20 protein-coding genes and 2 pseudogenes are annotated in these 25,450 nt (G+C 67.5%); 7 read left to right on the top strand and 15 right to left on the bottom strand.

Annotated elements, in window-relative coordinates:
• Positions 1-8: 8 nt before the first annotated feature.
• Entirely contained in the window at positions 9-2,447 is a 2,439-nt protein-coding gene (locus K9U37_RS12730) for a phosphoketolase family protein (RefSeq protein WP_243071996.1), read from the bottom strand.
• Positions 2,448-2,564: 117 nt separating this feature from the next.
• On the opposite strand from K9U37_RS12730, the gene K9U37_RS12735 reads away from it, so the two are divergent.
• The gene (locus K9U37_RS12735) at positions 2,565-4,931 is read left to right on the top strand and encodes a CaiB/BaiF CoA transferase family protein (RefSeq protein ID WP_243071997.1); all 2,367 of its coding nucleotides are present in this window, start codon (positions 2,565-2,567) and stop codon (positions 4,929-4,931) included.
• Positions 4,928-6,364 carry an aldehyde dehydrogenase gene (locus K9U37_RS12740; protein WP_243071998.1) on the top strand — a complete coding sequence of 479 codons (1,437 nt, stop codon included), beginning with the start codon at positions 4,928-4,930 and terminating at the stop codon, positions 6,362-6,364. The genes K9U37_RS12735 and K9U37_RS12740 overlap by 4 nt, the downstream gene beginning before the upstream one ends.
• Positions 6,365-6,384: 20 nt before the next feature.
• Here K9U37_RS12740 and K9U37_RS12745 read toward each other — a convergent pair whose 3' ends face one another.
• The 5 genes from K9U37_RS12745 to K9U37_RS12765 form a co-directional block, all read right to left on the bottom strand.
• The gene (locus tag K9U37_RS12745) at positions 6,385-6,630 is read right to left on the bottom strand and encodes a hypothetical protein (RefSeq protein WP_243073498.1); all 246 of its coding nucleotides are present in this window, start codon (positions 6,628-6,630) and stop codon (positions 6,385-6,387) included.
• Between the two features lie 117 nt (positions 6,631-6,747).
• On the bottom strand, positions 6,748-7,230 hold the full coding sequence (locus K9U37_RS12750; protein ID WP_372489510.1) for a helix-turn-helix domain-containing protein: 483 nt from the start codon (positions 7,228-7,230) through the stop codon (positions 6,748-6,750).
• A complete protein-coding gene (locus K9U37_RS12755; RefSeq protein WP_243071999.1) occupies positions 7,197-7,337 on the bottom strand; it encodes a hypothetical protein in 141 nt (46 codons plus the stop codon). The genes K9U37_RS12750 and K9U37_RS12755 overlap by 34 nt, the downstream gene beginning before the upstream one ends.
• Positions 7,330-8,391, bottom strand: coding sequence for an alpha/beta fold hydrolase (locus tag K9U37_RS12760; protein ID WP_243072000.1), 1,062 nt, complete (start codon positions 8,389-8,391; stop codon positions 7,330-7,332). Before K9U37_RS12760 ends, K9U37_RS12755 begins: the two co-directional genes overlap by 8 nt.
• Positions 8,388-10,058: a flavin-containing monooxygenase gene (locus K9U37_RS12765; protein ID WP_243072001.1), complete on the bottom strand. Its 1,671-nt coding sequence runs from the start codon at positions 10,056-10,058 to the stop codon at positions 8,388-8,390. The genes K9U37_RS12760 and K9U37_RS12765 overlap by 4 nt, the downstream gene beginning before the upstream one ends.
• A gap of 285 nt (positions 10,059-10,343) precedes the next feature.
• On the opposite strand from K9U37_RS12765, the gene K9U37_RS12770 reads away from it, so the two are divergent.
• Both K9U37_RS12770 and K9U37_RS12775 read left to right on the top strand, forming a co-directional pair.
• The gene (locus tag K9U37_RS12770; protein WP_243072002.1) at positions 10,344-11,225 is read left to right on the top strand and encodes an AraC family transcriptional regulator; all 882 of its coding nucleotides are present in this window, start codon (positions 10,344-10,346) and stop codon (positions 11,223-11,225) included.
• Positions 11,226-11,344: 119 nt separating this feature from the next.
• Positions 11,345-12,743 (top strand): annotated as a pseudogene (locus K9U37_RS12775) (IS1380 family transposase).
• Positions 12,744-12,942: 199 nt separating this feature from the next.
• On the opposite strand, the gene K9U37_RS12780 reads toward K9U37_RS12775, so the two are convergent.
• Together K9U37_RS12780 and K9U37_RS12785 are read right to left on the bottom strand one after the other, a co-directional pair.
• Entirely contained in the window at positions 12,943-13,914 is a 972-nt protein-coding gene (locus K9U37_RS12780) for a hypothetical protein (RefSeq protein WP_243072003.1), read from the bottom strand.
• Entirely contained in the window at positions 13,832-14,719 is an 888-nt protein-coding gene (locus K9U37_RS12785; protein WP_243072004.1) for a COG3415 family protein, read from the bottom strand. The genes K9U37_RS12780 and K9U37_RS12785 overlap by 83 nt, the downstream gene beginning before the upstream one ends.
• 419 nt (positions 14,720-15,138) lie before the next feature.
• On the opposite strand from K9U37_RS12785, the gene K9U37_RS12790 reads away from it, so the two are divergent.
• The gene (locus K9U37_RS12790) at positions 15,139-15,339 is read left to right on the top strand and encodes a hypothetical protein (RefSeq protein ID WP_243072005.1); all 201 of its coding nucleotides are present in this window, start codon (positions 15,139-15,141) and stop codon (positions 15,337-15,339) included.
• A 2-nt stretch (positions 15,340-15,341) separates the two neighbouring features.
• Here K9U37_RS12790 and K9U37_RS12795 read toward each other — a convergent pair whose 3' ends face one another.
• The 7 genes and pseudogenes from K9U37_RS12795 to K9U37_RS12825 form a co-directional block, all read right to left on the bottom strand.
• Positions 15,342-16,133, bottom strand: a complete 792-nt coding sequence (locus K9U37_RS12795; RefSeq protein ID WP_243072006.1) for a DUF72 domain-containing protein — start codon at positions 16,131-16,133, stop codon at positions 15,342-15,344.
• 149 nt (positions 16,134-16,282) lie between these two features.
• Positions 16,283-16,500, bottom strand: a pseudogene (locus K9U37_RS12800) (S16 family serine protease); the annotation flags it as partial.
• 186 nt (positions 16,501-16,686) lie between these two features.
• Entirely contained in the window at positions 16,687-17,685 is a 999-nt protein-coding gene (locus K9U37_RS12805) for an esterase family protein (RefSeq protein WP_243073360.1), read from the bottom strand.
• Between the two features lie 419 nt (positions 17,686-18,104).
• Positions 18,105-19,415, bottom strand: a complete 1,311-nt coding sequence (locus K9U37_RS12810) for an alpha-amylase family protein (protein ID WP_243072007.1) — start codon at positions 19,413-19,415, stop codon at positions 18,105-18,107.
• A complete protein-coding gene (locus tag K9U37_RS12815) occupies positions 19,412-19,630 on the bottom strand; it encodes a hypothetical protein (RefSeq protein WP_243072008.1) in 219 nt (72 codons plus the stop codon). Before K9U37_RS12815 ends, K9U37_RS12810 begins: the two co-directional genes overlap by 4 nt.
• A gap of 64 nt (positions 19,631-19,694) precedes the next feature.
• A complete protein-coding gene (locus K9U37_RS12820; RefSeq protein WP_243072009.1) occupies positions 19,695-21,383 on the bottom strand; it encodes a tetratricopeptide repeat protein in 1,689 nt (562 codons plus the stop codon).
• 167 nt (positions 21,384-21,550) lie between these two features.
• Positions 21,551-23,944, bottom strand: coding sequence for an arylsulfatase (locus tag K9U37_RS12825; protein ID WP_243072010.1), 2,394 nt, complete (start codon positions 23,942-23,944; stop codon positions 21,551-21,553).
• Positions 23,945-24,190: 246 nt separating this feature from the next.
• Between K9U37_RS12825 and K9U37_RS12830 the strand changes: the two genes are divergently transcribed.
• Positions 24,191-24,457: a hypothetical protein gene (locus tag K9U37_RS12830; RefSeq protein ID WP_243072011.1), complete on the top strand. Its 267-nt coding sequence runs from the start codon at positions 24,191-24,193 to the stop codon at positions 24,455-24,457.
• Between the two features lie 58 nt (positions 24,458-24,515).
• Positions 24,516-25,430 carry a dienelactone hydrolase family protein gene (locus K9U37_RS12835; protein WP_243072012.1) on the top strand — a complete coding sequence of 305 codons (915 nt, stop codon included), beginning with the start codon at positions 24,516-24,518 and terminating at the stop codon, positions 25,428-25,430.
• Positions 25,431-25,450 lie beyond the last annotated feature (20 nt).

The following is a 25,450-nucleotide window of genomic DNA, read 5'->3' on the forward strand; positions in this document are numbered from 1 at the left end:
CTCCCGCGTTATTCGTTGTCACCGCCGGTGGCCGCGGTGGCATCGATCGACACGGCCACCTCGGCGTCACGTGCGCCCGGCCACGCCCAATCGCGCACTTCGGGGACGTCGTCGCCGTGCTCGCGGGTGTACTCCCGGGCGGCCACCCGCTTGTCGACCATCTGCTGACGCAACGTCGCGCACTGCGACTGCAGGAAGGGGACGCGGTCGATCACGTCGATGACCAGGTGGTAGCGGTCCAGGTCGTTGAGCATCATCATGTCGAATGGGGTGGTGGTGGTGCCCTCCTCCTTGTAGCCGCGGACGTGGATGCGGCTGTCGTTGCTGCGACGGTATGTCAGCCGGTGAATCAGCCACGGATACCCGTGGTAGGCGAAGATGACCGGCTTGTCGGCGGTGAAGATCATGTCGAACTCCCGGCTGGACAGCCCGTGCGGGTGTTCGGCCTCGTCCTGCAGGCGCATCAGGTCCACCACGTTGACGAAGCGCACCTTCAACTCGGGGAGGTGGCGGCGCAGCAGGTCGACGGCGGCCAGCGCCTCGAGCGTGGGGACGTCGCCGGCCGCGGCGATCACCACGTCGGGATCCTCGCCGAGCTGTTCGTTGCCGGCCCACTCCCAGATGCCCAGGCCCCGGGTGCAGTGCGCGACCGCCTGCTCCATGGTGAGGAAGTTCGGGTGCGGCTGCTTGCCCGCGACCACGACGTTGACGTACTGCCGCGAGCGCAGGCAGTGGTCGTAGGTGGACAGCAGCGTGTTGGCATCCGGCGGCAGGTAGACCCGGACCACCTTGGCGCTCTTGTTGACGACGTGGTCGATGAAGCCGGGGTCCTGATGGCTGAAGCCATTGTGGTCCTGGCGCCAGACGTGACTGGACAACAGGTAGTTGAGGCTGGCGATCGGACGCCGCCACGGAATCTCGTCGGTGACCTTGAGCCACTTGGCGTGCTGGTTGAACATCGAGTCGATGATGTGGATGAACGCCTCGTAGCAGTTGAACAGCCCGTGGCGTCCGGTCAGCAGGTAGCCCTCGAGCCAGCCCTGGCACTGATGCTCGGAGAGCATCTCGACCACCCGGCCGGCGCGTGCCAGGTGCTCGTCGACCTCGGGGCCGAAGAACTCGGCGTCCCACTGCTTGTCGGTGACGTCGAACACCGACTGCAGCCGGTTGGACGCCGTCTCGTCAGGGCCGAAGATCCGGAAGTTGTGCGGGTTGAGCCGGATGACCTCGGCCAGCCACTGCCCGAGCACGCGGGTGGCCTCGGCGATCGTCGCGCCGGGTGCGGGCACCTCGACGGCGAAGTCGCGAAAGTCCGGCAACCGCAGGTCCTTGAGCAACAGCCCACCGTTGGCGTGCGGATTGTCGCTCATGCGCAACTGACCGCTCGGGGCCAGTGCGGTGATCGTCGGGTCGACCCGCCCGTCGTCGTCGAAGAGTTCCTCGGGCCGGTAGGAGGTCAGCCAGTCGGCCAGGACCTGCAGATGCTCTGGAGTGTCCCTGGCGTTGGCCAGCGGCACCTGGTGGGCCCGCCACGATCCGGTGGTCTTCTTGCCGTCGATATACGCCGGACCCGTCCAGCCCTTGGGCGTGCGGAAGATGATCATCGGCCACGCCGGGCGCTCCTCGCCGGCCGAGGCTTTGATGGCGGCGATCTCGTCGAGGACCTCGTCGAGCAGCGTGGCGAACCGGCGGTGGGCGCCGGCGTGGTCGCCGGCGTCGTCGTCGGTGACCTCGAAGAAGTACGGCCTGTGGCCGTAGCCGACCATCAGGCTGAGCAGCTCCTCCTGCGGAATACGATCCAGCACAGTCGGATTGGCGATCTTGTAGCCATTGAGGTGCAGGACCGGGAGTACCACGCCGTCGTTGACCGGATGCAGGAACTTGTTGGAGTGCCAGCTGGTGGCAAGTGCCCCGGTCTCGGCTTCTCCGTCGCCGACCACCGCCAGCACCAGCAGGTCGGGGTTGTCGAAGGCCGCCCCGTAGGCATGCGACAGGGCATAGCCGAGTTCACCGCCCTCGTGGATGGAGCCCGGCGTTTCCGGTGCGACGTGGGAGGGGATACCGCCGGGGAAGGAGAACTGGCGGAACAGCCGGCGCAGGCCCTCGGCGTCGCCGGTGATGTCCGGGTAGGTCTCGGTGTAGGTGCCGTCCAGATAGGCGTTGGCGACCAGGCCCGGACCGCCGTGGCCGGGACCGGTGATGTAGATCGTCGACTGTTGACGCTGCGTGATCGCCCGATTGAGGTGTGCGTAGAGGAAGTTCAGCCCGGGTGTGGTGCCCCAGTGCCCGAGCAGACGCGGTTTGACGTCGTCGCGCGCCAGCGGCGTCCTCAGCAGCGGGTTGTTCAGCAGATAGATCTGGCCCACCGACAGGTAGTTGGCGGCACGCCACCAGCGGTCGATCTGGTCGAGCACTTCGTCGCTGGCACGCGTCGTCGAGTCGGTCATGACGTCATTCAACCCCTGATCGTTGCCGGCAGCAGGAACGAAAACGGGTTGTTTACCCGGGCTTCGCTATCGTGAAGCCGGCTTGCAGCCGGCCGCTCACGAAAGGGGAGCCCCGTCATGGGTGACAAGGAGCCGTTACTGGCCGGTGCGCGGGTGCTCGACCTGTGCGAGGGGACCGGCGACGCGGTCACCCGACTGCTGGCCGACCTGGGTGCCGACGTCCTCAAGATCGAACCGCCGGAAGGCAGCGACGCCCGCCACGCGCTGCCGATGATCGACGGTGTCAGCATCCCCTTCGCGTTGCACAACGCCAACAAGCGCGGCACGGTTCTCGACCCGACCAACGAAGCCGACCGCAGGTTGTTCTTCGAACTGGCCGGCGGAGCCGACATCGTCGTCGACAGCGGCATCCCCGGCCAGGCTGCCGCGTTCGGCGCGTCGTGCGCGCAGCTGGCCGACCGCTTCGAGCAGCTGGTCGCTATGTCGGTCACGGACTTCGGCCTCGACGGCCCGTACGCGTCCTGGCATGCCACCGACCCGGTGCTCTATGCGATGTCGACCGCGCTCTCGCGCTCCGGGCCGGCCACCGGCATGCCGGTGCTGCCGCCCGACGGCATCGCCTCGACCACCGCGGCGGTCCAGGCGGCGTGGGCCGTGCTGGTCGCCTATTTCAACCGGTTACGTTGTGGTGCAGGCGATTACATCGACTTCTCGAGGTTCGACGCGGTGGTTCTGGCGCTGGATCCGCCGTTCGGGACGCAGGGGCAGGCCGCGACCGCCCGCAACGCGGCCAGCCGGTGGCGGGGCAGGCCCAGATACCAGGACGCGTATCCGATCTTCGCCTGCCGCGACGGCTACGTCCGCATCTGCGTACTGGCGCCGCGGCAGTGGCGCGGGTTGCGGGCATGGCTGGGGGAGCCCGCGGACTTCCAGGACCCGATCTTCGACAGCATCGCCGCCCGCACCGAGGCCTTCGGCCAGCTCGGCGTGCTGATCGCCGAGTTCTTCGCCGGGCAGAGCATGGCGCAACTGGTGGCTGACGGTCAGGCGCACGGCGTGCCGATAGCGGCGGTGCTGGCCCCCGCCGAGGCGCTGCAGTCGGAGCATCTGACCGACGTCGGGGCTCTCACCGACACCGAGCTGGCACCGGGGGTCTGCGCCCGCGTGCCGGTGGGCTACTGGGTCGTCGACGGTGCGCATGCCGGCTACCGGACCCCGGCCCCGGCTGTCGGCAGCAGCGACGTCGAGTGGCGGACAACATCTTTCGCGCCCACGCCGACCAGGCCGGTGGGTGAACCTCCCCTCGACGGCATCCGGGTCATCGATCTGGGTGTCATCGTCGCCGGCGGTGAGCTCAGCCGGCTGTTCGCCGATCTCGGCGCCGAGGTGATCAAGGTCGAGAGCTCGACCTACCCCGACGGTCTGCGCCAGAAGCGCGACGATCAAGCCATCAGTGACTCGTTCGCCCGGGCGCACCGCAACAACCTGGGCCTGGGTCTGGAGTTACGCACCCCGGCCGGTGCTGAGCTGTTCGCCCGCCTGGTCGGCGCCTCGGACGCGGTGTTCGCCAACTTCAAGCCGGGAACGCTTCCGGCACTTGGCTTTTCCTACGAGCGGCTGCAGGAGCTCAACCCCGGCCTGGTGCTGGCCGAGAGCAGCGCCTTCGGCGACACCGGCCCGTGGAGCAGACACATGGGCTACGGCCCGCTGGTCCGCGCCACCATCGGGGTGACCCGGATGTGGACTTCCGATCAGGGGGCCTCGCAGGACGCCCGGCATCCGTTCTACGACGCGATCACGATCTTCCCCGACCACGTGGTCGGCCGGATCAGCGCGATCGGCGCACTGGCGGGCTTGATCAGCCGGCACCGCACCGGCGCCGGCGCGCGCATCCACGTCTCACAGGCCGAGGCCGTCATCAACCAACTCGACACGCTCTACGTCACCCAGGCCGCCGAGGTGTACGGCGTCGGAGACGTCCTCGGGGACCCGACCGTCCATCGCATCCTCGCCTGCGCCGGTGAGGACGAATGGTGCGTGGCCTCATTGCGCTCGGAGTCCGACCGCCGCGGTATCGCGACCGCGATCGGTGAGGGCGCCGGGGATCTCGACGCGGCGGTGACCAGCTGGGCCGCGGAGCGCTCACCGGCGGAGGTCGCCGAAGCGCTGCAGGCCGCCGGTGTGCCCGCCGGGCCGATGAACCGCGCCGAAGACGTTCTCGAGCACCCGCAGTTGCGGCTGCGAAATGTGTTCAGCGACATGGCCCATCCGCTTTTCGAGCATCCGCTTGTCACCGAGGCCGGCCCCGCGCCCTACCGCAACATCCCACCGGCCGCGCAGAACCCGGCGCCGCTTCCCGGTGCCGACAGCCGCCGAGTATGCCGCGTCGTGCTGGACATGGACGATGCTGAGATCGACAGCCTGATCGCCGACGGTGTGCTGTTCACCGCCGGTGACAGCGAGAGAACAGGAGCCAGGACATGAGCGCGCCAGCACAGTTGTACATCGACGGCCGGTTCGTGACGGCCGATCAGGTCGAGCCGGTCCTGGAGGCGGCGACCGGGGAGAAGCTCGGCGACGGTGCCAGCGCCACCGTGGCCGACATCGACGCCGCGGTGGGCGCCGCGCGCGCCGCCCTACCCGAGTGGTCCTCGACCTCCCCGGATCACCGTGCCGAGCTTCTGGTCGCGTTCGCCGCGGCGCTGGACAGCCGCGCCCGCGGCACCAACGAACTGGTGACCCGGGAGAACGGGATGCCGATGTCGTTGTCCCGCGGGGCCAACGGGCGGTTCCCGGCGGCGTTGATGCGCTACTACGCACAGCTGATCACCGAGACCACCATCGAGGAGATCCGGCCCAGCATGATCGGGCACACCATAGTGCGCCGTGAGGCCGTCGGCGTGGTCGCCGCGATCGTGCCGTGGAACTACCCGCAGGCCCTGGCCGCCTTCAAGCTGGCGCCGGCGCTGGCTGCGGGCTGCGCGGTGGTGCTCAAAGCGGCGCCCGAAACAGCGCTCGACGCTCTGGTGTTCGCCGAGGCCGCCGCGGAGGCCGGCTTGCCGGACGGGGTGCTCAACGTCGTACCCGGCGGCGTGACCGCAGGGGCCCACCTGGTTTCGCACCCCGGCGTGGACAAGGTGACGTTCACCGGGTCGACGGCCGCGGGCCGGATCGTCGGCGAGGTGTGCGGTCGGCTGCTGCGCCCGGTCACCCTTGAGCTCGGCGGCAAGTCAGCGGCGATCATCCTCGATGACGCCGATCTGGGCGCCACGATGAAGGGCTTGCGGGCGGCCTCGTTCGTCAACAACGGGCAGACCTGTTACCTCAGTTCGCGCATCCTGGCACCGCGCTCACGCTACGAGGAGATACTTGCCGCGCTCAGCGAGCTGGTCGACGGCCTCAAGGTGGGCGATCCGCTGGACACGTCGACCGACATCGGGCCGGTGGTCAGCGCCCGGCAGCGCGACCGCGTGCTGGGCTACATCGAGGCAGGCAAGAACAGCGATGCCAAACTCATTGCCGGCGGCGGTGTTCCGCGGGATCAGCCGCGCGGCTGGTTCGTCTCGCCGACGGTGTTCGCCGACGTGAACAACTCCGACCGGATCGCCCAGGAGGAGATCTTCGGCCCGGTGCTGGCGGTGATTCCCTACGACGGCGACGACCAGGCGATCGCCCTGGCCAACGACAGCGAGTTCGGACTGGCCGGCACGGTGTGGTCGACCGACGACGAGCGTGCCACCGAGGTGGCCCGTGCGGTGCGCACGGGCACCATCGGGGTCAATGACTACCAACTCGACTTCCGCGCGCCATTCGGCGGGGTCAAGGCCAGCGGCATCGGCCGCGAACTGGGGCCCGAGGGTCTCGAGGCCTTCTTCGCGCTGAAGTCGATCTACCGGGTCGGTCCGGCGGACGGCTGACTGGGCGGCCACCGCCGCCGCTATTCGCGTGCGAAGGCCGCCGCCGCCATCTTCTCGAGGTCGAGGTACTGGTCCTCGCCGATGTCGACGCCGACGATGCGTCCACCGGTGAACGGGAAGTTCGGCGGGTAGGACCGGCTCACCGGGTCGGCGCTGTCGTAGCCGACGCACAGGCCGTCACCGCACAGGGTGAACGGTCCGATCTGCGCCCGCATCGGACCCTCGGCGACAACCTGTTCTCCGACATAGAGTTTCGCGGTTCCCACCGACTCCATGTGCTCGCCGGCGCCGTCGCGGATGAACTCGACACCGAGTGTCAGCTGTCCGGTCGATGACGCTGCGACGGGCGTCGTAGTGAGTGCGCCGCTCGGGCATGCCCGGCATCATCGGCAGCACCGGTTGGGAACGATCCAGTGCACGACGGCCATCTCCGGCGGATTGTGGTAGAGGCCGACGACGTCGACGACCTTGTCGACGAACAGTGGATCGGTGGACAGTTTGAACCCGTCGACCAGATGCGGTTTGAGCTCGAAGCGGCGCCAGATCCGCCCGATCGTCGAGGGCGACAGCCCGCTGCGTTTGGCCATCGAGGCCCGCGACCAGTGTGTCGCGTCGGCCGGCTTGTGCTCCAGCGTCGCCACGATCACCTCTCCGACCTTGTCCAACAGGATCGACGGCGGGCGACCGGGACGCGGCTCGTCGATCAGCCCGTCGAGGCGTCTGTCGACGAACCGGGCGCGCCATTTGCCCCGGGACGACTGATCGCTGGCGAAGAACACGGCGACGGCCGCGACCTCCTCCGGAGTGCCGCAGCGGCCCTGTTTTTGCGCGATCAGCGGCCCGAACCGGGCAGCGGCGGTGAGCACACCTCGAGGCGTTCGCCGGGATGCAGTTGCGATGCCGATCGCGGCAGGAACCGCTGCACGATCGCGGCGTTGACGGCCGGGACGACCGGATCGTCGCTCTCAAGCATCGGTGGCGAGCAGATCACCGAGGTGCCGGTCGATTTGGGGCATATAGGTGGGAGCGATGCCGAACAGGGCCAGGTGGCCAAGCACGTCTTCGACAACCCGAAGTTCGCTGTTCTTGATCAACTCCTGTTCGGCTCGGCAGTCACGGACCGGGAACAGTTGGTCCTCGTCGATGGGCATGACGAAGGTTTTGGCGGTAATCCGCTCGAGGGCGGCCGCCAGATCACCGCCGGTGTGGCGGGCGACGTCGCCGCGCTGCCAGGCCCAGGACTGGGTGAGCAGGTCGTTAGGGTCCATAGCGGTGAAGTAGGGCTCCAGGAACCCGGTCAAGAAGGCGTCCTTGGTCTCGAATTCCAGCACCCGCCACACCTCTTGTTTCCAGAACTCGGTGGACAGACCGACCACACCCCAGATGTGCGCTTCTCGGACGAGACCGTTGAACACGTCGGCGTTGGAACGGTACTCCCCGCCAGCCCAACCAGGGTCGGACTGGGTGGCCTCCCGCATGATCTGGGCGATCAGGAAGTCGCCCGGCGTATTTTGCGCCGTGCCGGCGATGGGCGCGGCGCGCAACACCTTGTCGGGGAACCGCACGGCCCACTCGTAGGTTTGCTGGGCGCCCATCGACCCGCCGAGCACCAAGGCGAGCCGATCGATGCCGAAGTGCTCGCGCAACAACCGCTCCTGGGCGACTACGTTGTCGCCGATGCGCACGTGCGGGAACTTCGACATGGCGATGCCGGCGTTGACCCCGTCGGCGTTGTGCGGCGAGGTCGACAGACCCGAGCCGATCTGGTTGACGCAGACGATGAAGTATCGCTCGGGGTTGAGCGCATGATCGGGGCCGATGTAGATGTCACGCCAGGTCTGGTGGGTGCCCGAATACCAGGTCGTGATCAGGATGGCGTTGTCCTTGGCGGCGTTGAGTTGGCCGAAGGTGGCTACCGCGAGGCGGCAATCTGGGATCGTGCCGCCGTCTTCGAGGTCGAGCGCCCCAACGCTGAAAAGGTCGTAGTCGCCGTGGAACTCGTGGCTGTAGAACGGATTGTCGATCACGCGACGACCTCCTGGGTGATGGTGGCGTCGAAGACGAAGCCCTCGTAGCCGTTGTTGACGATCTCATCGCATTTGGCCCGGTAGGGCCCGACGAAGTCGAGGTTGGGCAGAAAAACGCGGGGCTTGCCGGGGATGTTGGCGCCCATGTACCAGGTTGCGGCGGTGGGGAACAGGGTGGCTTCGGCCACCTCCTGGTTGTGGGCTACCCAGGCGTCCTCGGCCTCGCGGGTGGCTTCGACGGTATCGGCGCCCCGGTCGGCCATGTCGGCAATGATGCGGGAGACCAACTCGACGTGCTGCTCGATGGAGACCGTCATGTTCGACAGCACCGACGGGCTTTGCGGGCCGGTGATGGTGAACAGATTGGGGAATCCGGCGCTCATCAGGCCCAGATAGGTGCGCGGGCCTTCCGCCCACTTTTCTTCGAGCCGCCGGCCGCCGCGGCCCCGGAAATCGATATTGGTGAACGGCGCAGTGAGCGCGTCGAAGCCGGTGGCATAGACGATCGTGTCGAATTCGTAGTCGGTGCCATCGGACAACCGCAGCCCGGTCGGGGTGATTGCAGCGATCGGGTTGGACTTCACGTCGACCAGGTGTACGTGCGGCAGATTGAAGGTCTCATAGTAATGAGATTCCAGCGGAACCCGTTTGACGCCGAACGGGTAGCCCTTCGGGACTAGCAACTCCGCGGTGGCCGGGTCGTTGACCCTTTCCCGGATCCGGTCCTCCAGGAACTTGCGAATCTTGGCGTTGGCGTCTTGGGTGAAGAATTGGTCGAGGTAGCCGCCGAGCCAGATTCCGAATCCGCCCTGGTTGTACCGGGTTTTCAGTTCGGCGTTGACCTCCTCCTGGGTTGACTCGGCAGCCCCCTTCTCCAGGAAGGAGAGTTCGAACCCGGCGGCGGACTCGCTGATCCGCCGCTTGATCCCCTCGTAGTCGGCCTTGCGGGCCCGTTTGACCACCTCGGGCACCGGACCATGATTAGCCGGGAGCGTGTAGCCGGCAGTGCGCTGAAACACCGTCAGCTCGGAGGCTTCCTGAGCGATACGCGGGATGGCCTGGATGGCGCTGGCGCCGGTGCCGATGACGGCCACCCGCTTGCCGACGAAGTGGACCGGCCGGTGCGGCCAGCACCCGGTGTGATACGTCTCGCCGGCGAAGGAGCCGATGCCCGGGAACTTCGGAGTATTGGACACCGAGAGCGTGCCGACGGCGGCGATCACGAACCGCGCGGTGAGACGGTCACCGTTTTGCGTGCTCACCGTCCAGGTGCCGTTGGCCTCATCGAACGTCGCCGCGGTGACCCTGGTGTTGAACTGGATGTCGCGATACAGGTCGAACCGTTCGGCGACATGCTCGATGTAGGCACGGATCTCGTCTTGCTCGGGGTAGCGCTCGCTGTACTCCCACTGTTGCCACAACTCTTTGTCGAACATGTAACAGTAGACGTAGCTTTCCGAGTCACAACGCGCCCCCGGGTAGCGGTTCCAATACCAGGTTCCGCCGACCCCGTCGCCGGTCTCCAGCACCCGCACCGACAACCCCAGCATGTTACGCAGCCGGTGCAGCATGTACACCCCGGAAAATCCGGCCCCGATGACGATCGCGTCGACATCGACGTCCACACCCGCGCGTTGCCCCCGGGTATCTGGTGCGACTGCGGTCATCCTCGCCCTCCTTAGCCGGTGGCCCGACTCCACCATCACGTCCGAAGCGGGTCCCTGTGCGCTTCGTCACAGAAATCCAGCCTATGGGACAGAGCGTGACAAGTCGGCGACGGCCAAATCTTGAACATTCGGGTGGATTCGTAGAACAGACGTGCGCAACCTGGCCGGGTGGGTTAGCCGACGACCGATCGAGGCGATGTTCCCTGTGAGATAGCTCACGTCGTACTATCCTGGTTTCTGCGTCCAGCGGGTCGGCCGCGCTCGCCGTGATCAGGAGGGATGGCGATGGCAAAGAGTTTGATTTTGCCGGAGCAGCTTCCGACCTGGGTGCCCGGACAGCTGACTGTGCACAACCCGGATACCTGGCGAGGCCTTGCGGTGCGGGGCTACCGGTACCGCAGCTCGGACGTGAGGGTGCCGCCGATGCGGGACTTCCTGATTGTCGCCTACCGCCGCGGTACCACTGCGATGCGCCGCCGTGTGGACGGCGCATGGGTCGAGGAGATGCTGCATCCCGGCGATGTCTCGCTGCTGACTCGTGCGGCCGCATCCCACTGGGTCTGGCCCAGCGACATCGAGGTGGTCCACGTCTATCTCACCCGCGACGAACTCGCCGCCACCTGCCGCCAGATGTACGAACGCGACGTCGAAGACGTCGAACTGCGCGACGAGGTCAGGGCCGACGATCCCGCCATCCACCGCACCTCGATGGCCATCGCCAATGAGGCCGCCCAAGGCGGCACCGGTAGCCGACTGCTGGTCGACTCGCTGTCGGTGCAACTCAGCGTGCACATCCTGCGCCGCCACGCCAACGTGCTCTTCCGCGAGTCAGCCAGTCACGACGGCCTCACTTTCACCCAACAGCGCACCGTTGCCGACTACGTACGCGCTCACCTCGGCGAGGTCATCACGCTCGACGACCTCGCCGCATCGGTGTCGCTCAGCCGTTACCACTTCGCTCGCCGCTTCCGACGGTCTACCGGCGCCAGTCCGCACGAGTTCGTGCTTCTCCAGCGCGTCGAGCAGGCCAAGACGATGCTCACCCGGACCTCCGCTGCGCTGCCAGACATCGCGACACGCTGCGGGTTTGCCGACCAAAGTCACATGACACGCGTATTCAACAAGTATCTCGGCACCACCCCGGGTCGTTATCGCGCCGCGCCTTAGCCTCGATTTTTCGCGCAATGCCCCGGGTGGAGTGTGTTGATACGCGAAAGTGCCTGTCCTGCAAGGAATAATAGGACTTCTTAACGGTTCCATTAGCCTGGCTGGAAGGCACTTCGCAGGTGAAGAGTAGCGCAGCGGTTTCCCGAGTGAAAGTGTCCGCGGATGGTCATGGCGTCGTGTCTCACGCCGGGGTGGGGATGCTGCGGGAACTGGCGGATCTGTCCGGGCTGTCGGCGGGGGTCACCGCGGCGTTGGCCGACACCTATCGGGGCCCGTGGATCTACCCGCCGGGGGCGGTGTTCGCCGATCTCGCCGCGGCGGTCGCTGACGGCGCGACCTGCATCGACGGGGTCGGGCAGTTGTGCGGGGACCGTGAGCACGTGTTCGGTCCGGCCGCCTCGACGACCACGATGTGGCGGCTGGTCGACGAGCGGATCGACGCCGCGCACCTGCCGGCGATCCGGGCGGCGCGCTGCGATGCGCGGGCGGCGGCGTGGGCTGCCGGGGCTGCGCCGGCCGCTGGCAGGTGGCTGCACATCGACCTCGACGCCACCATCACCATCGACCATTCCGACAACAAGGAGAACGCGGCCGCGACCTGGAAGAAGACCTACGGTCACCACCCGCTGCTGGCGTTCCTGGACCGCCCCGAGGTCGCCGGCGGCGAAGCGCTGGCCGGGCTGCTGCGAGCGGGCAACGCCGGCAGCAACACCGCCGCCGATCACATCACCGTGTTGGGCTGGGCGCTGGAATCGCTGCCGGCCGCCTACCGACCCGACCCGCACGATCCCACCGCCCACAAGATCCTGGTGCGGTCGGATTCCGCCGGTGCCACGCACAAGTTCGCCGCCGAATGCCGCAGGCAAGGGGTGGGGTTCTCGTTCGGGTTCGCCGTCGACGCCCGCGTGCGCGACGCGGTCGACACCCTCAACCTCGCCGAGGCCTGGTATCCGGCGATCGACTCCAGCGGCGCGATCCGCGACGGCGCCTGGGTCGCCGAGGCCACCGGCCTGGTCGAGATGAGCAAAGAGTCCCGAGGGCACCCGGCTGATCCTGCGCAGGGAACGCCCCCACCCCGGCGCGCAGCTGCGGTTCACCGACGCCGACGGGATGCGGGTCACCGCCTTCATCACCGACACACCCAACGGCGTCGTCGACGGGCAACTCGCCGGCCTGGAGCTGCGGCATCGCCAACACGCCCGCGTCGAGGACCGCATCCGCGAGGCCAAAACCACCGGGCTGCGCAACCTGCCCTGCCACGGCTTCGATGCCAACGCTGCCTGGCTCGAAATCATCCTCACCGCAACCGATCTCGTGGCCTGGACCAAACTCATCGGCTTCGCCGACCAGCCCGACATCGCCGGCTGCGAGATCGACACCTTCCGCTACCGCGTCCTGCACGTCGCCGCCCGCATCACCCGCGCCGCCCGACGCACCCACCTGCGCATCGACGCCACATGGCGCTGGGCCCACGCCATCGCCACCGCATGGCAGCGTCTGCGCACTGCCTTCGGTTGACCACCGCACCACACGTCCACCACGACCCGAAAGACCCACCGGCCCTGGAAAGCCCGCCACACCGAGCGACACCGGCCAAACCGTCACACCCACCCACCGAAACCGCGCCCGAACAGCCCCAGCCGACCCCGAACCGCACTCCGACCAATTCGCACGCAAAATCGAGGTTAGCGCCGATTTTCACTCAGCGAATTGACCCTCATTTTGATGCCTGCTCATGCGAACTCGTAGCGCACGGTGCGGCCGCCGAGCCAGGGGACGGAGGTGGTGGGCAGGTTGGCTTGGCGCAGTACGGGTGAGTAGGTGCGCCGGTCGAGGCGGACCACGATCTGGTTGCCGTGGTTGAGGATGTGCCCGCCGGTGGACAGGAACCGGCGTTGCAGGGTGTCGGGGGTGGCGGTTGCGTAGCCGGGGATGCGGCGGCGCAGGGGCGGCGCAAAGGGTGTGGGCAAGGACGGTGAGCACGACGTCGAGGTCGATGTTGAGGGGGACGGCTCCGGTGAGGAGTCAGGTGGAAGGAGCGGATCGCTTCGGCGAGGCGTTGTTCGATGTTCATTCTGCGGGAGTAGGTCTCGATGACCTGTTTGGCGGGCATCGAGTGCTGGTTGGTGATCAGGATGGTGGGCTCGTCGTGGCCCGGGCCGGCGACGGCGAGTTGACGCAGCGTGCCGGGGTAGGTCGATAGTTTCGCGGCGGGGTCTTCGATCATCTGGACGCGGCGCGTTCGGCCGCCGGCGCGGGCCACGGTCAGCTTCGTCCAGGCGCTGGTGGGCAGCGCGTGCAGGTGGGCGGTGAGTTTGGGGGTGCGGGCGCGCAGGGTGATGAAGCCGATGCCGCGCTGGGTCAGTTCGCCGAGCTGGGTTTGGGTGGTGACCTTGGAGTCCATGACGAGCAGGGCGGGGTGGGTGCCGGTGACGGTTTTCCAGTGCTCGGCGAAGTCGAGGACCTCGTTGTTCTGGGTGGCTTTGACGAGGTCGGCGTTGGCGTAGAGCAGGGCGTGGGAGTCGGCGTCTTCGGCGAAGAAGGTCAACACGCTGCGGGTGCGTTGCGAGCGTGAGGGCACGTAGTGTTTTTCCGGCGCGGCGTCCTCACCCCAGTGCATGACGGCATGGAAGTCCAGGTTCAGCACCTCGCCGGTGGCCAGGCCCGCGGCGACGGAAGCCTTGTCCAACGCGGTCAGGAACTTCTTCTGCGGCGTGTTGCAGGCGGTAGGAGTACGTGGTCAGCGCGGTCGTCTTGGGCAGGGCGGTGAGCCCGGTGAACAGCGCGGCGCCGGGGTCGGCGGCCAGATCGTGCACGTGGGAGACACGGCGGGTGCCGGTGAGCTTGACCGCCAGCAGAGCGAGCAGGTAGTTGATCGCGGGGATGTCGCGGGTGCCGGGGTAGCCGGCGGCGGTGACCAGTGCGGGCAGGTCCACGGCGAGCAGGTCGGGCAGCACGAGCAGCAGCCCGGCCATCCGGGTGGGCGCGTCGGTGGGCAGCTGCGGGTAGTCGTCGGCGGCCAGTGCGCGGGCCCGGGGCAGGTCTTGGCGCCGGGGGCCGCCGCGGGCGGCGTCGGGCCGGCGCCAGATCCGGGGTAGGCCGGCCTCGTTGATGACCTCGCTGATCCCGGTGCGGTTCAACCCGATGCCCTCGGCGGCCAGCTCGGCGGCGATCTCATCGATGGAGTACCCCTGCGCGCGCAGGGCGATGATCCGGGTCCGGGCGGCGTCTTTGCCGGGTGCGGTCTTGGGGCCGGGACGGGCGTCGAGGAAGAAGTTCTTCGCCCCGGCGCGGAAGTCGGCCACCGCCGAGTGCAGCCCGGCGGTGGTGTAGCCGAACCGCTCGGCTACGGCCGCGGCGGGTTCGCCGTCGAGCAGATAGGCCCGCAATGCCTCGTAGCGGGTCTGCGGGCCCACGGCGGGGACGGCGAAGAACTCGCCACCCACCCGGGCTGCTTGCGGGGTATTCGCTGACTGGTTGATACCGATAGTCAACCGTGCTCGGTCACGGCGATCAAGGACCTCTGAACGCGTGTCGCCTCACTCGGCGGTTGATCGCGCTAAAACCCTTGTAATAGCAGCAATGTAGTTCCAGTTGCCGTCGGTTGACATTCGGGTCCTTCGACCGGATGGGCTCAGTGCCAGACGCGTATTAACTGACCAGTCAGCGAGATGCCTTCACTATGTCGCGCCGCGATCACATCGCCGCGCACCGAATCGCCTTGCTACGCAACCCATCCAAACCTGGCGACGCCATCAGCTACGATCTGCGCGAACCCACGATCAGATAATCACCGCTCCGCGAAAATCGGCGTTAGGTTAGGTCAAGGCGTTCACCCCTTGCCGGCCATGGCTTAGGCGGGCCGGATGCTGTCGACGTTTGTCGCGCTGCCGCCGCCCGCGGCGGCGCCAGGGTGGTCTTCCCGTCGCTGTCGTTGCTGGAACCCCGCGTCTGGGAGCAGGCCGACGATCTGGTGCTCACCGGGCGGGCGCCCAACCTGATCGTCCGGATCGCAGCACCCGTCGGCAGGCAGGCCGACGCCCTGGTGTGCCGCTCAGTCGCAGGCCTGCGAGTTCGCGAGGGCGAAGGACCAGCTGCTCAACTCCTGACCTGAGCTCACGCCAGCAGGTCGCGCAGGTCCAGTGCGTTGCGTACCGCATGGCCGCTGCCGTCGTTGTTGAAATACACCAGCACCCGCCGACCCTGGTCCTGCCACTCCCGGACCCGGTCGGCCCACCACCGCAGGTCCTCGCCAGTGTAGCAGCCCGCGTAGATCGCAGCCGTATCCGGCCCGTGCATCCGAACGTAGACGAAATCCGTTGTGGCACAGAGGTTACAGCCCATGCCGGGGCCGCTGGTCACCACGTAGGCAGCGCGGTGGCGCTCGAGTACCTCGTAGACGTGCGGATCATGCCACGACGGGTGGCGCATCTCGACCGCAACGCGGATCCAGTCGGGTACCACGCTGAGGAAGTGATCGAGGCGGGCGTCGTCGCGCTGCAGGTCCGGATGCAGCTGGACCAGTACGGCTTCGCGCTTGTCGCCGAGCGCGCGCTGGCAGCGCTCGATACGGTCGGCCCACGGCTCCGGCGATGACAGCCGGCGAAAGTGGCTCAGGCCGCGATGGACCTTGACCGACATCGTGAAACCCTCCGGCAGCCGGGTGCGCCAGCCTTCGAAGGTGACGTCGCGCGGCCAGCGGTAGAAGCTGGCGTTGAGCTCGACGGTGTCGAAGACCTCCACATAGCGGGCCAGCCGTTTGGCCGCCGGAAGACCCGGGCGGTACAGCACGCCGTCCCAATGGTCATAAGACCACCCCGAGGTGCCGATCCGGACCCTGCTCCACTGGCCGATGAGCCGCTGTAGTTCACGGTCGGGGAGCGCCGAACGCTGGTCGGTACTCAGCATGCTCGAATCCCACCGCCTTTCGCATCCCCTTGTGCGCGTTCACCTTAACGGCTTCGCCACGCAACGGTGTCCAGACGCCGAGCAGACGCAGAGTCGCGTGCTTCACCGGTGGTTGATGCGACTCTGCGTCTGCTCGCGGTGGTGGGCTGTCAGGCCGCGGTGGTGACCGCCTCCAGAGCCTGGGCCACGATGTGGCCACATCGGTCATCGGCTTGACCTCCAGCGCCTCGAGCACCTCGGCCGGAACGTCGTCCCGATCGGGCTCGTTGCGCCGCGGGATGAAAACCGTTGACAGTCCGGCACGCTGGGCCGCCAGCAGCTTGGGGACCGCGCCCGCGGGCACGTGCACGTGGATGCGGCGGTCCAGCTTGGTGGTCACCTTGCGCATCGCCTTGGCCAGCATCCGCTCGAACTGCCGCTGAGAGCTGCGCCGAGCGTCACCCTGGCGCACCGCTCGGCGTTCGCCATCACGCTGGTGTGACGTTCGGCCGAGCGTACAAAGCAGCGAGCCTGCCGCCGGGTGGCGACAGGCTCGCTGTGAGGTGTGACCGGGTCAGCCCGCGGTCGGGGTGGCCCCCAGAACCCGCTGCAGATCCGGGATCATCGACTGAAGCTGCTGTCCCCAGTAGCCCCAGCTGTGGGTGCCGTTGGCCGGGAAGTTGAAGACGCCGTTGCGTCCGCCGGCCGCCAGGTAGTTGCCCATGAAGGTCTTGTTGGTCCGCAGGGTGAAGCCCTCCAGGAACTGGGCGGCCATCAGGTTGCCGCCACCACCGGAGGTGTCCAGCTCCGACGGCGTACCGGTGCCGCAGTAGATCCAGATCCGGGTGTTGTTGGCGACCAACTGGTTGATGTTGATCATCGGGTCGTTGCGCCGCCATGCCGGGTCGGACGAGGGGCCCCACATGCTCTGCGCGTTGAATCCGCCCGCATCGTTCATCGCCAGACCGATCAGCATCGGCCACCAGCCCTCGGAGGGGTTGAGGAAGCCCGACAGCGATGCGGCGTAGATGTACTTCTGCGGGTAGTAGATCGAGTAGGTCAATCCCGCGCTGCCGGCCATCGAGATACCGACGACCGCGTTGCCGTTCGGATTGATGCCGTAGTTGGCTGCCAGGTAGGCCGGCAGCTCCTGGTTCATGAACGTTTCCCACTTGTAGGTGTAGTTCTGGCCGTTGCCCTGCGACGGCTGATACCAGTCGGTGTAGAAGCTGGACTGCCCACCGACGGGCATGACTGCCGACAGACCCGAGTTGTAGAACCACTCGAAGGCCGGGGTGTTGATGTCCCAGCCGCTGTAGTCGTCCTGGGCGCGAAGGCCGTCCAGCAAGAAGACCGCATGCGGTCCGCCGCCCTGGAACTGGATACGGATGTTGCGGCCCATCGACGCCGACGGGACATCCAGGTAGAGCACGGGGAGGCCGGGCTTGGAGAAGGCGGCCGCTGTCGCCGAACCGCCGACAACGCCGATCAGGCCGGGCAGGAAGAGTGCGGCCACGAAGGCTGCGGCCAGGCGGCGCAACCGAGTGCCTCGCATCATCTCGACGATCTTCATGACGACAACCATCACCTTTCAGTACGTATTCGGTTAGCGGTCAAGTTGTTCTGCGCGGGTAGCTAAACACGCGGCGAAGGCTGAATTCGGTACGCGAAGCGGTGCGCCAAGTCGCGGTTAGCTAACGATCAGGAGACGCGCCGGACTCAGGTTCTTTGTCCCACCGGTCACTTTCACCTCGGTCGTGATCGGAACCGATGGTCCTGACGTGGGCAGATACTGCCGCGCGGCCGTCCTGCCGAGGGGCAGTCGATTGCGGGACGGTCACGCTCCAGCAACGGCCGGTTGACCCTGGTTCGGCACTCTGGGCGACCGAGTGAACTGAGAAGCCGCTCCACGGCAAAGGCTTTCGGCATCGGATCGCTGGACGAGGCGTGCGCCTACCTGGCAGGATCCGCGGACCCTGGAGCTGCTCCAGCTCACTCCGGCCGCAGCACCAGCCAGCCCTGCGCGGGCACGACCACCTCGTCGACGACATCGTCGGGCGGGGCCGCGGTACCGCCGATGAGCCGGGCGCGGCTTCCGGTCAGTTCGGCGATGGGCAGCGGCATCGGCTCTTCGTCGATGTTGAGGGCGACGATCAAGGCATCGTCACCGTGTGCCGTCCGGTAGGCGTAGCCCTTGTTCTGCAGGTGCAACGCGGTGGTCGTCGCCTCGTGCAGCCAGGGGTTCCTGCGGCGCAGCCCGATCAGATACTGGTGCAGGGTGAGCACTTCGCGACCGGTGTCGTCGAGAGATGCTGGGGGCGAGCCGAATTCGGGGCGCACCGCGTCGTCGCCGCCGACCCGTTCCTCCTTGACCCCGCGATAGCCGAGTTCGTCGCCGGCGTAGACGGTCGGAACCCCGCCGGTGGTGAACAGCAACACCAGGGCGTGGGCCAGATGCTCGGAGCGGTCCAGCCGGCTGGCGATGCGGGTGACGTCGTGATTGCCGACGAAGGTCTGCGGTGCGAACCGGCTCAGGAAGCCGTTGTGGCGCTGCAGTGCCCAGTCCAGCTCGTGGAAGTTGCCGTCGTTGAGGCTGCTCCACACCGCCTTCCACAACTCGTACTGGGTCACCGAGTCGACGCCGGATCCCTCGACGAACCCGACGTAGTCACCGTGGATGACTTCGGCGACGAACCACGCTTCGGGATGGTCCTGACGGACCCGCGGCAGCACCTGGGCCCAAAACGCTTCGGGCACCGCGTAAGCGGCGTCGAGCCGCCAGCCGTCGGCGCCGCGGTCAAGCCAGTGCCTCATGACGTCCACAACGTAGTCGGCGACCACCGGGCTGGCGTGGTTGAGCGTGATGAGCTCCCGGTGGCCTTCGAACGTGTGGAACCGGCCCTGGCGGCCGCGGAACCAGGCCGCGGCGCCGGCGTCGCCGTCCACCGCCTGCCGGTAGCGTTCGAAATCCGTTCCGACGTGGTTGAACACACCGTCGAGCAGCACTCGCAGTCCGCGCTTGTGGACTTCCTCGACCAGCCGGTCGAAGTCGGTGTCCTCACCCAGGCGCGGGTCGATCCGGTAGTGGTCGGTGGTGTCGTAGCCGTGGGTTCGCGATGCGAAGATGGGCCCCAGCGCAATGCCCGACGTGCCGAGTTCCACGGCGTGGTCGAGCCAGTCGACGATGCGACCCAACCGGCGCTCGCGGGGCCCGGGGGGGTCCTGGGTGGGGAAGGCGCCGACGAAGCCCAGCGGATAGATGTGCCACCAGATCGCGTGTTTCACCCACGCCGGCGCGCTCACGGACGAAACCTCGCGGCGTAGAGGGCCATCATCTCCTCGCGCAACTCCGGGGCCGGCCCATCGGCGACGAGGTGTGCGGCGACGGCGCTCACCGGCAAGCGAGCAATCGCGAGCTCCGGGTGGGCAGTGGCATCACCGTCACCGGCGTCCAGAGCCTCGCGGGCGAGTTCGGCGCAGCGGCCGAGCCACCGCATGTCCTCATCGGTCAGCGCCACGCTGTCTCACTCTACGCAGCGGGCCGTCGCCGCCGGCGAATGCGCGACAGCAGCCGATCCGGCGTCAGTGGCAGCAGTCCTTCGCGAACACCTCCAGCCGGCACGCGCACGAGGCCAGGATCGGAACGTCGGCGCGTGCCTTGGCCAACTCCAGTTGCCGGCCGATGATGACGGCCTCCTCGGTGCGGCCCAGCCGCTGCAGGCATTCGTGGTAGCCGTGCAGACTCCACACGTTGTTCGGGTGCTGGCACGGTCGGCTCAACGTCGGGTCAAGGCCGAGGTCGGCGGCATAGACTCGGGCCGCCTCCTCTACGTGGTTCTGCTCGAGCAGCAGTGCGCCATAGGCGTGCCGGGTGGGCTGCATCCAGCCCCACGGCTCGTCGTAGGGCAGCGCGTCGTCGAGCGCGATCGCGCGCCGCAGATGGGCGTAGGCCTGTTCGAAGTTGCCTTCGCGGTAGCTGATCTCGCCGTCGAGCATGGCCGCACCGACGGCGAGGATGTCGCGGCTGGTGTTGTTGAACAGGTACCGCGACTCGGGGATGCGGGCGTAGGCCTCGGTGAACGCCTCCCGCTCGGCGGCAGCCTGGGCAACCTGCCCCTTGGCGGCATGCGCAACACCCCGGCCGTAATGAATGGTTGCTGTTGTGCTGCAGTACAAGTCGGTGTCGTCCGGCAGGGGTTCTGCGATCAGCTCGTCCCAGCGGCCGAACCGGATCAACACGTGCACCCGCAACGGGGCGAAGGCCTCCAGCCAGTCGGCCATCGGCGGTGAGGAGATGGACAGCAGTTCTGCAGTGAGCTGGCCGGCCAGTTTGCCGGCGGCCTGCAGGGCGATCTGCGACTGTCCGGCGAACATCGCCGAATAGACCACGAAGTGCAGGTCGTGGGCGCGGTAGAGCGAGTAGAAGTTCAGTGGCCCTTCGTGTTCGACGAACCTCCGATCGGCGCGCACCGCGGACTGGTTGGCCAACACCGACGACCGGTACTCGCCGCACAGCACGTCGACGTGCGAGGGCATGTGCTCCAGGTGCCCGGCGTCGGGGACCAGTCCGCGCAGGAGATCGGCGGCGGGCAGCGCCTCCTCCGGGTGCGCCGACATCTCCATGGCGTGGATGTAGAGGTGCAGCACGCCGGGATGGCGGCGCCCGACGTCGGTGCTCAGCGCGTGGTCCAGGTACCGCTTGGCCTGCACCACCCGGGACCCCGGTGCTGGCTCACCGGTCGCGGTGTTCCACAACGCCCATGCGGTGACGTTGACCAACGCGTCGGCGGCCAGCGCCAGGACGTCGACGTCGTCGGGGTAGGCCTCGGCCAGCTCGGCCATCGCGTCGGCATAGGCGCTGTGGCCGGCCGCCAGAGCGTCGGAGTCCTCGGGGTCGTCGGCGGGAAAGCGGGTGGCCAGTGCCGCGATCAGGCCGCGTTCGACAGCGCCGGCGCGGCCGTCGGCGGCCAGCTGCAACTCCCTGCGGGCACGCGCCAACGAGGCCGCGAGGTCGACTGGGTCGAACGCGTCCCAAGCCTTGTTGTAGTTGGGCCCGATGGCATAGGCGATGCCCCAGCGGGCCAGCGCCAGCCCGGGATCCAGGGCGAGCGCCCGCTCGAAGCAGCGGATCGCCTCCTCGTGGTTGAACGCGTACGCCCACACCAGTCCCCGGTCGAACCACAGCTGCGCCTGGGGCGACGGCGTGTCGACGGGCCGGTGGTAGTCGCCGAGGTCGTAATACGGCTCGGTGTCGCCGAGCGGAACCGCCATGGCGCTCACCCTAGGTCAGCCCGAGTTGTCCCGACAGCAATGCAACCGGGCAGAACGAAAACGCCGTCGGTGCGTGAGTGTGCGGTTTTGTACGCGACACGCCGCCGGCCGCGTACGAAACCGCACTCGGCGCGAAAGCCACGGACTCTAGCTGGTTGCGCGACTGATCACTGCTTGCCCATCGCAAGCTTGAGTCGGTCGTGCGGCGTGATCAGGTGGTCGTGGCTGTCGTCGCCGATGTCGATCTGCACCCACTCGATGGTGCCGGTGAACTCGTTGTCGGCCGGCCCGTAATCCGGCGATGCCGGCGACCCGGTGTCACGCCCGACGTCGCAGGCCTCATCCGCGGAGAAGCCCATCGGGATCGTGATCTCCACCCGTCCCGACCCGACGGCCGCACCGTCGTGATACAGGGTGACGGTGCCGCCCTTGGCCAATCCGCCTCCGTCATAAGCGAATTCCATCCGCACCTGATGCCTGCCCGGTGGCAGTGGCGGGTCGGCGGCGATGATGAAGTGCTGGATGCCGAAGAAGTTGTAGCAGTACTTCAGGCGTCCGTCGTGCACGTAGAGGGCCCAGCCCCCCACCTGACCGCCCTGGGTGACGATGACGCCGTTCGCCCCGCCGGCTGGGACCGCGAGGTTCGCGGTCACCTGATGCGACTTGTTCTTGATGTTCACCACGCAGCTCTCGCTGACCCGCATACCGGAGAACAGCAGCTGGCTGTTGCCGCGAATGAGCTGCGGGCGCCCGGCGATGTCGGGGTTGATTCGCTCGTAGGAGCGGTCGTCGAGCGGCACCACGTCGTACTTGACCGCCTCGATGAGCCAAAGTCGTTGCAGCTCAGCCAGTTTCTCCGGATTTTCGGATACCAGGTTGAGGGCCTGAGTCCAGTCGTCGGGACCGTAGAGCTCCCAGACGTCATCGTCGAATGGAGGGGGCGTGTCGGCCTTCCACGGCGTGCGGTGCTTGGTGGCCGCGGTCCAGCCGTTGTGGTAGATGCCGCGGTTGCCCATGATCTCGAAATACTGCACGAGGTGGCTCTCCGGTGCCTGGGGGTCGCGCAGGGTTCCCAGCATGCTCACACCTTCCAGCGGCGCCTGCGCAATCCCGTTGACGGCCAACGGTGCCGGGATGCCCGCCGCTTCCAGGATGGTCGGCGCCACGTCGATGACGTGATGGAACTGGCTGCGCAAGGTGCCCTTGTCGGACAGGCCGGCGGGCCAGTGCACGATCGTTCCGTTCCGTGTGCCACCCCAGTGTGAGGCCACCTGCTTGGTCCACTGGTAGGGCGTGCACAGCGCGTGTGCCCAGCCGACCGCGTAGTGGTTGTAAGCGTCCGGGGTGCCGAAGTCGTCGACCTTGGAGACCAGGAATTCGGTGGTCTCGATGCCCGCCATCCCGTTGAGCACCGTCATCTCGTTGAAGCAGCCCTGCGGCGTGCCTTCCGCGGAGGCGCCGTTGTCGCCGATGATGTAGTAGACCAAGGTGTCTTCGAGCGCGCCGAGGTCCTCGAGGGCGTCGATGACCCGGCCGATCTCATGGTCGGTCTGCTCCAAGAACCCGGCGTAGATCTCCATCTGCCGAGCCAGCACCGGCTTGAGGTCATCGGACATGTCGTCCCACGCGGGGATCTCGTCGTGGCGACGGGTGAGTTCGGCATCCTGCGGGATCACCCCCAGCTTCTTCTGCCGGTCGAAGATCTTCTGCCGCAATACATCCCAGCCCTCGTCGAACTTGCCGCGGTACTTGTCCGACCACTCCGGGGGCACCTGGTGCGGGGCGTGGGTGGCACCCGGCGCGAAGTACATGAAGAACGGCTTGTCAGGCATCAGCGCCTTCTGCTGACGCACCCAGGTGACGGCGTGGTCGGCAAGGTCCTGGGTCAGCGTGTAGCCCTCTTGAGGTGTGCGGGGCGGTTCGACCGGCGTGGTGCCCTCGAACAGGCCGGGGTAGTACTGGTTGGCCTCACCGCCGATGAATCCGTAGAAGTACTCGAAGCCCGAGCCGGTGGGCCACTGGTGGAACGGTCCGACGGGCGAGACCTCCCAGACCGGCACCTCGTGACACTTACCGAACTGCGCCGTCGAATAACCGTTGAGCCGAAGCGTCTCGGCAATGGGCGCCTTGTCCTTGGGCCGGACGCTGCTGTTGCCCGGTGCCGACGTCGCCATCTCGGTGATCGCACCCATCCCGACCGAGTGGTGGTTGCGCCCGGTGAGCAGCGCCTGGCGGGTGGGCGAGCACAGCGCGGTGGTGTGGAAGCGGCTGAGCTTCACACCTTCTCCGGCGAGGCGTTCGGCGACCGGGGTATCGCACGGTCCGCCGAACGCCGACGAGGCCGCGAAGCCGACATCGTCGATGAGCACGATCAGGACGTTGGGGGCGCCCGAAGGCGGGCGCAACGTGTTGATCGGCGGATAGCTGGTGTTGGGATCCTTGGCGTCGTAGGTGGTCAGCCCCACGTGCTGCACGTCCGGGATGGGCAGCACGTCACGGCGCACGCCAGCCCGGGCGGCTGCCGGCGCGGAGTTGGTGGTGTTCTTGGACGACTTCGCCATTCGTTCTCCTCGACCTTATTACCTGTCCGGAAGTTCGGCCAGAGTACGCCGGGAAGGTAAGCGGTGAGCGTGTGTGAGGCGACCGCCGCCGCGACGATGATCGTGCGCATATCCGCCCCCGGCGAGGATTGGCTTGCGGTCGGTCGAGCGTAGTCGCGTCCGGTGTGCGCGTAGGGCGGAATCTCCGCCGAAATCCCGCCCTGCGTGCACACTCAACTGGGGGTCAGAGCTCAGAGAGTCGGGACGATGAAGCGATTGATGATTTCGGTACTGCTGGTCGGCGCCCTCGGTGCACCCGCACAGGCACAGGCGGACCCGTTTCAGGCTTGCACGCCGCCGCAGCACATGAACAACTTCGGCATACCGATCGCCGCCACACCGTCGCTGTGGGTCAACCCGAGTGACGGGTGCATCAACTACCCGCCGGTGGCCTCGCCGGGCAGCAATGCCCGCACCGCCGGTACGCCGGACTACGCCAGCCCCGTCGCATCGAACACGGCCACGCGCTCGTAGGAGGTGAGGCACGTCGGACTACTGCGCAGGAGTACCCAACGGGCGCATACTCGCGAAGGTGACACCGCTGCAGCGCTACATCGCAGAAGAGATCGCCACCGATCACGTCGACGGACTGCTCAGCCGCCGCGAGGCAATGCGCCGGCTGGCACTGCTGGGAGTGGGCGGGGCCGCGGCCTCCGCATTGATCGCCGCATGCGGCGCGAACAGACCGCCGCCCGCCGCCTCGTCGGCATCGTCGTCGCCATCGCCGACTGCGTCCACGGCGCCGCCACCGGCGATGGCGACCGCACCGCCGACGACACCGGCCAATTGGGCGGGTCCACGCGGCACGCTGCTGGGCAGCTGGGCACCGGCCGCCACGCCGCGCGGCGCGGTGCTGGTGATCCACGAGAACAAGGGACTCAACGACTGGGTTCGATCGGTGGCCGGGCGGCTTGCCGGTGTGGGCTACTCGGCGCTCGCGATCGACCTGCTCTCCGAGGAGGGCGGCACCGCGACTTTCGCCGACCCCGCCGCCGCGACCGCCGCGCTGGGCAGCATCGCACCGGACCGCTTCATCGCCGACCTCAGATCAGGTCTTGACGAACTGCAGCGCCGAGTGCCAGGCCACAAGGTGGCGACGGTCGGATTCTGTTTCGGCGGGGGACTGGTGTGGCGGTTGTTGGCCTCCGGCGAGCCGCGACTGTCGGCGGCCGTGCCATTCTACGGCCCGCTGCCGGACAACCCGGACTTCGCCGGATCGAAGAACGCAGCGGTGCTGGGATTCTACGGCGCTCTCGATCAGCGGGTCACCTCCTCGGAGCCGGCGGCCAGAGCCGCACTGGACCGCGCCGGGCTGGTCAACGAGCTCGTCGTGGAACCGAACGCCGATCACGCGTTCTTCAACGACACCGGCCCGCGGTACAACGCGGCGGCCGCCGCCGACGCGTGGGGGCGCCTCCAGGACTGGTTCACCCGTTACCTGGCGTAGCGGAGTTCACCGCCTGTTCA

The organism is Candidatus Mycolicibacterium alkanivorans (assembly GCF_022760805.1).
GTDB classification, from domain to species: Bacteria; Actinomycetota; Actinomycetes; order Mycobacteriales; family Mycobacteriaceae; genus Mycobacterium; species Mycobacterium alkanivorans.

Excerpts from the sequence above, each read along its gene's own strand:
- K9U37_RS12795 (WP_243072006.1), bottom strand. The coding sequence starts at position 16,133 with ATGCTGAGTACCGACCAGCGTTCGGCGCTCCCCGACCGTGAACTACAG.
- K9U37_RS12755 (WP_243071999.1), bottom strand. The coding sequence starts at position 7,337 with ATGCTTGAGAGCGACGATCCGGTCGTCCCGGCCGTCAACGCCGCGATC.
- K9U37_RS12820 (WP_243072009.1), bottom strand. The coding sequence starts at position 21,383 with ATGGCGGTTCCGCTCGGCGACACCGAGCCGTATTACGACCTCGGCGAC.
- K9U37_RS12765 (WP_243072001.1), bottom strand. The coding sequence starts at position 10,058 with ATGACCGCAGTCGCACCAGATACCCGGGGGCAACGCGCGGGTGTGGAC.
- K9U37_RS12805 (WP_243073360.1), bottom strand. The coding sequence starts at position 17,685 with ATGAAGATCGTCGAGATGATGCGAGGCACTCGGTTGCGCCGCCTGGCC.
- K9U37_RS12735 (WP_243071997.1), top strand. The coding sequence starts at position 2,565 with ATGGGTGACAAGGAGCCGTTACTGGCCGGTGCGCGGGTGCTCGACCTG.
- K9U37_RS12770 (WP_243072002.1), top strand. The coding sequence starts at position 10,344 with ATGGCAAAGAGTTTGATTTTGCCGGAGCAGCTTCCGACCTGGGTGCCC.
- K9U37_RS12730 (WP_243071996.1), bottom strand. The coding sequence starts at position 2,447 with ATGACCGACTCGACGACGCGTGCCAGCGACGAAGTGCTCGACCAGATC.
- K9U37_RS12825 (WP_243072010.1), bottom strand. The coding sequence starts at position 23,944 with ATGGCGAAGTCGTCCAAGAACACCACCAACTCCGCGCCGGCAGCCGCC.
- K9U37_RS12740 (WP_243071998.1), top strand. The coding sequence starts at position 4,928 with ATGAGCGCGCCAGCACAGTTGTACATCGACGGCCGGTTCGTGACGGCC.
- K9U37_RS12830 (WP_243072011.1), top strand. The coding sequence starts at position 24,191 with ATGAAGCGATTGATGATTTCGGTACTGCTGGTCGGCGCCCTCGGTGCA.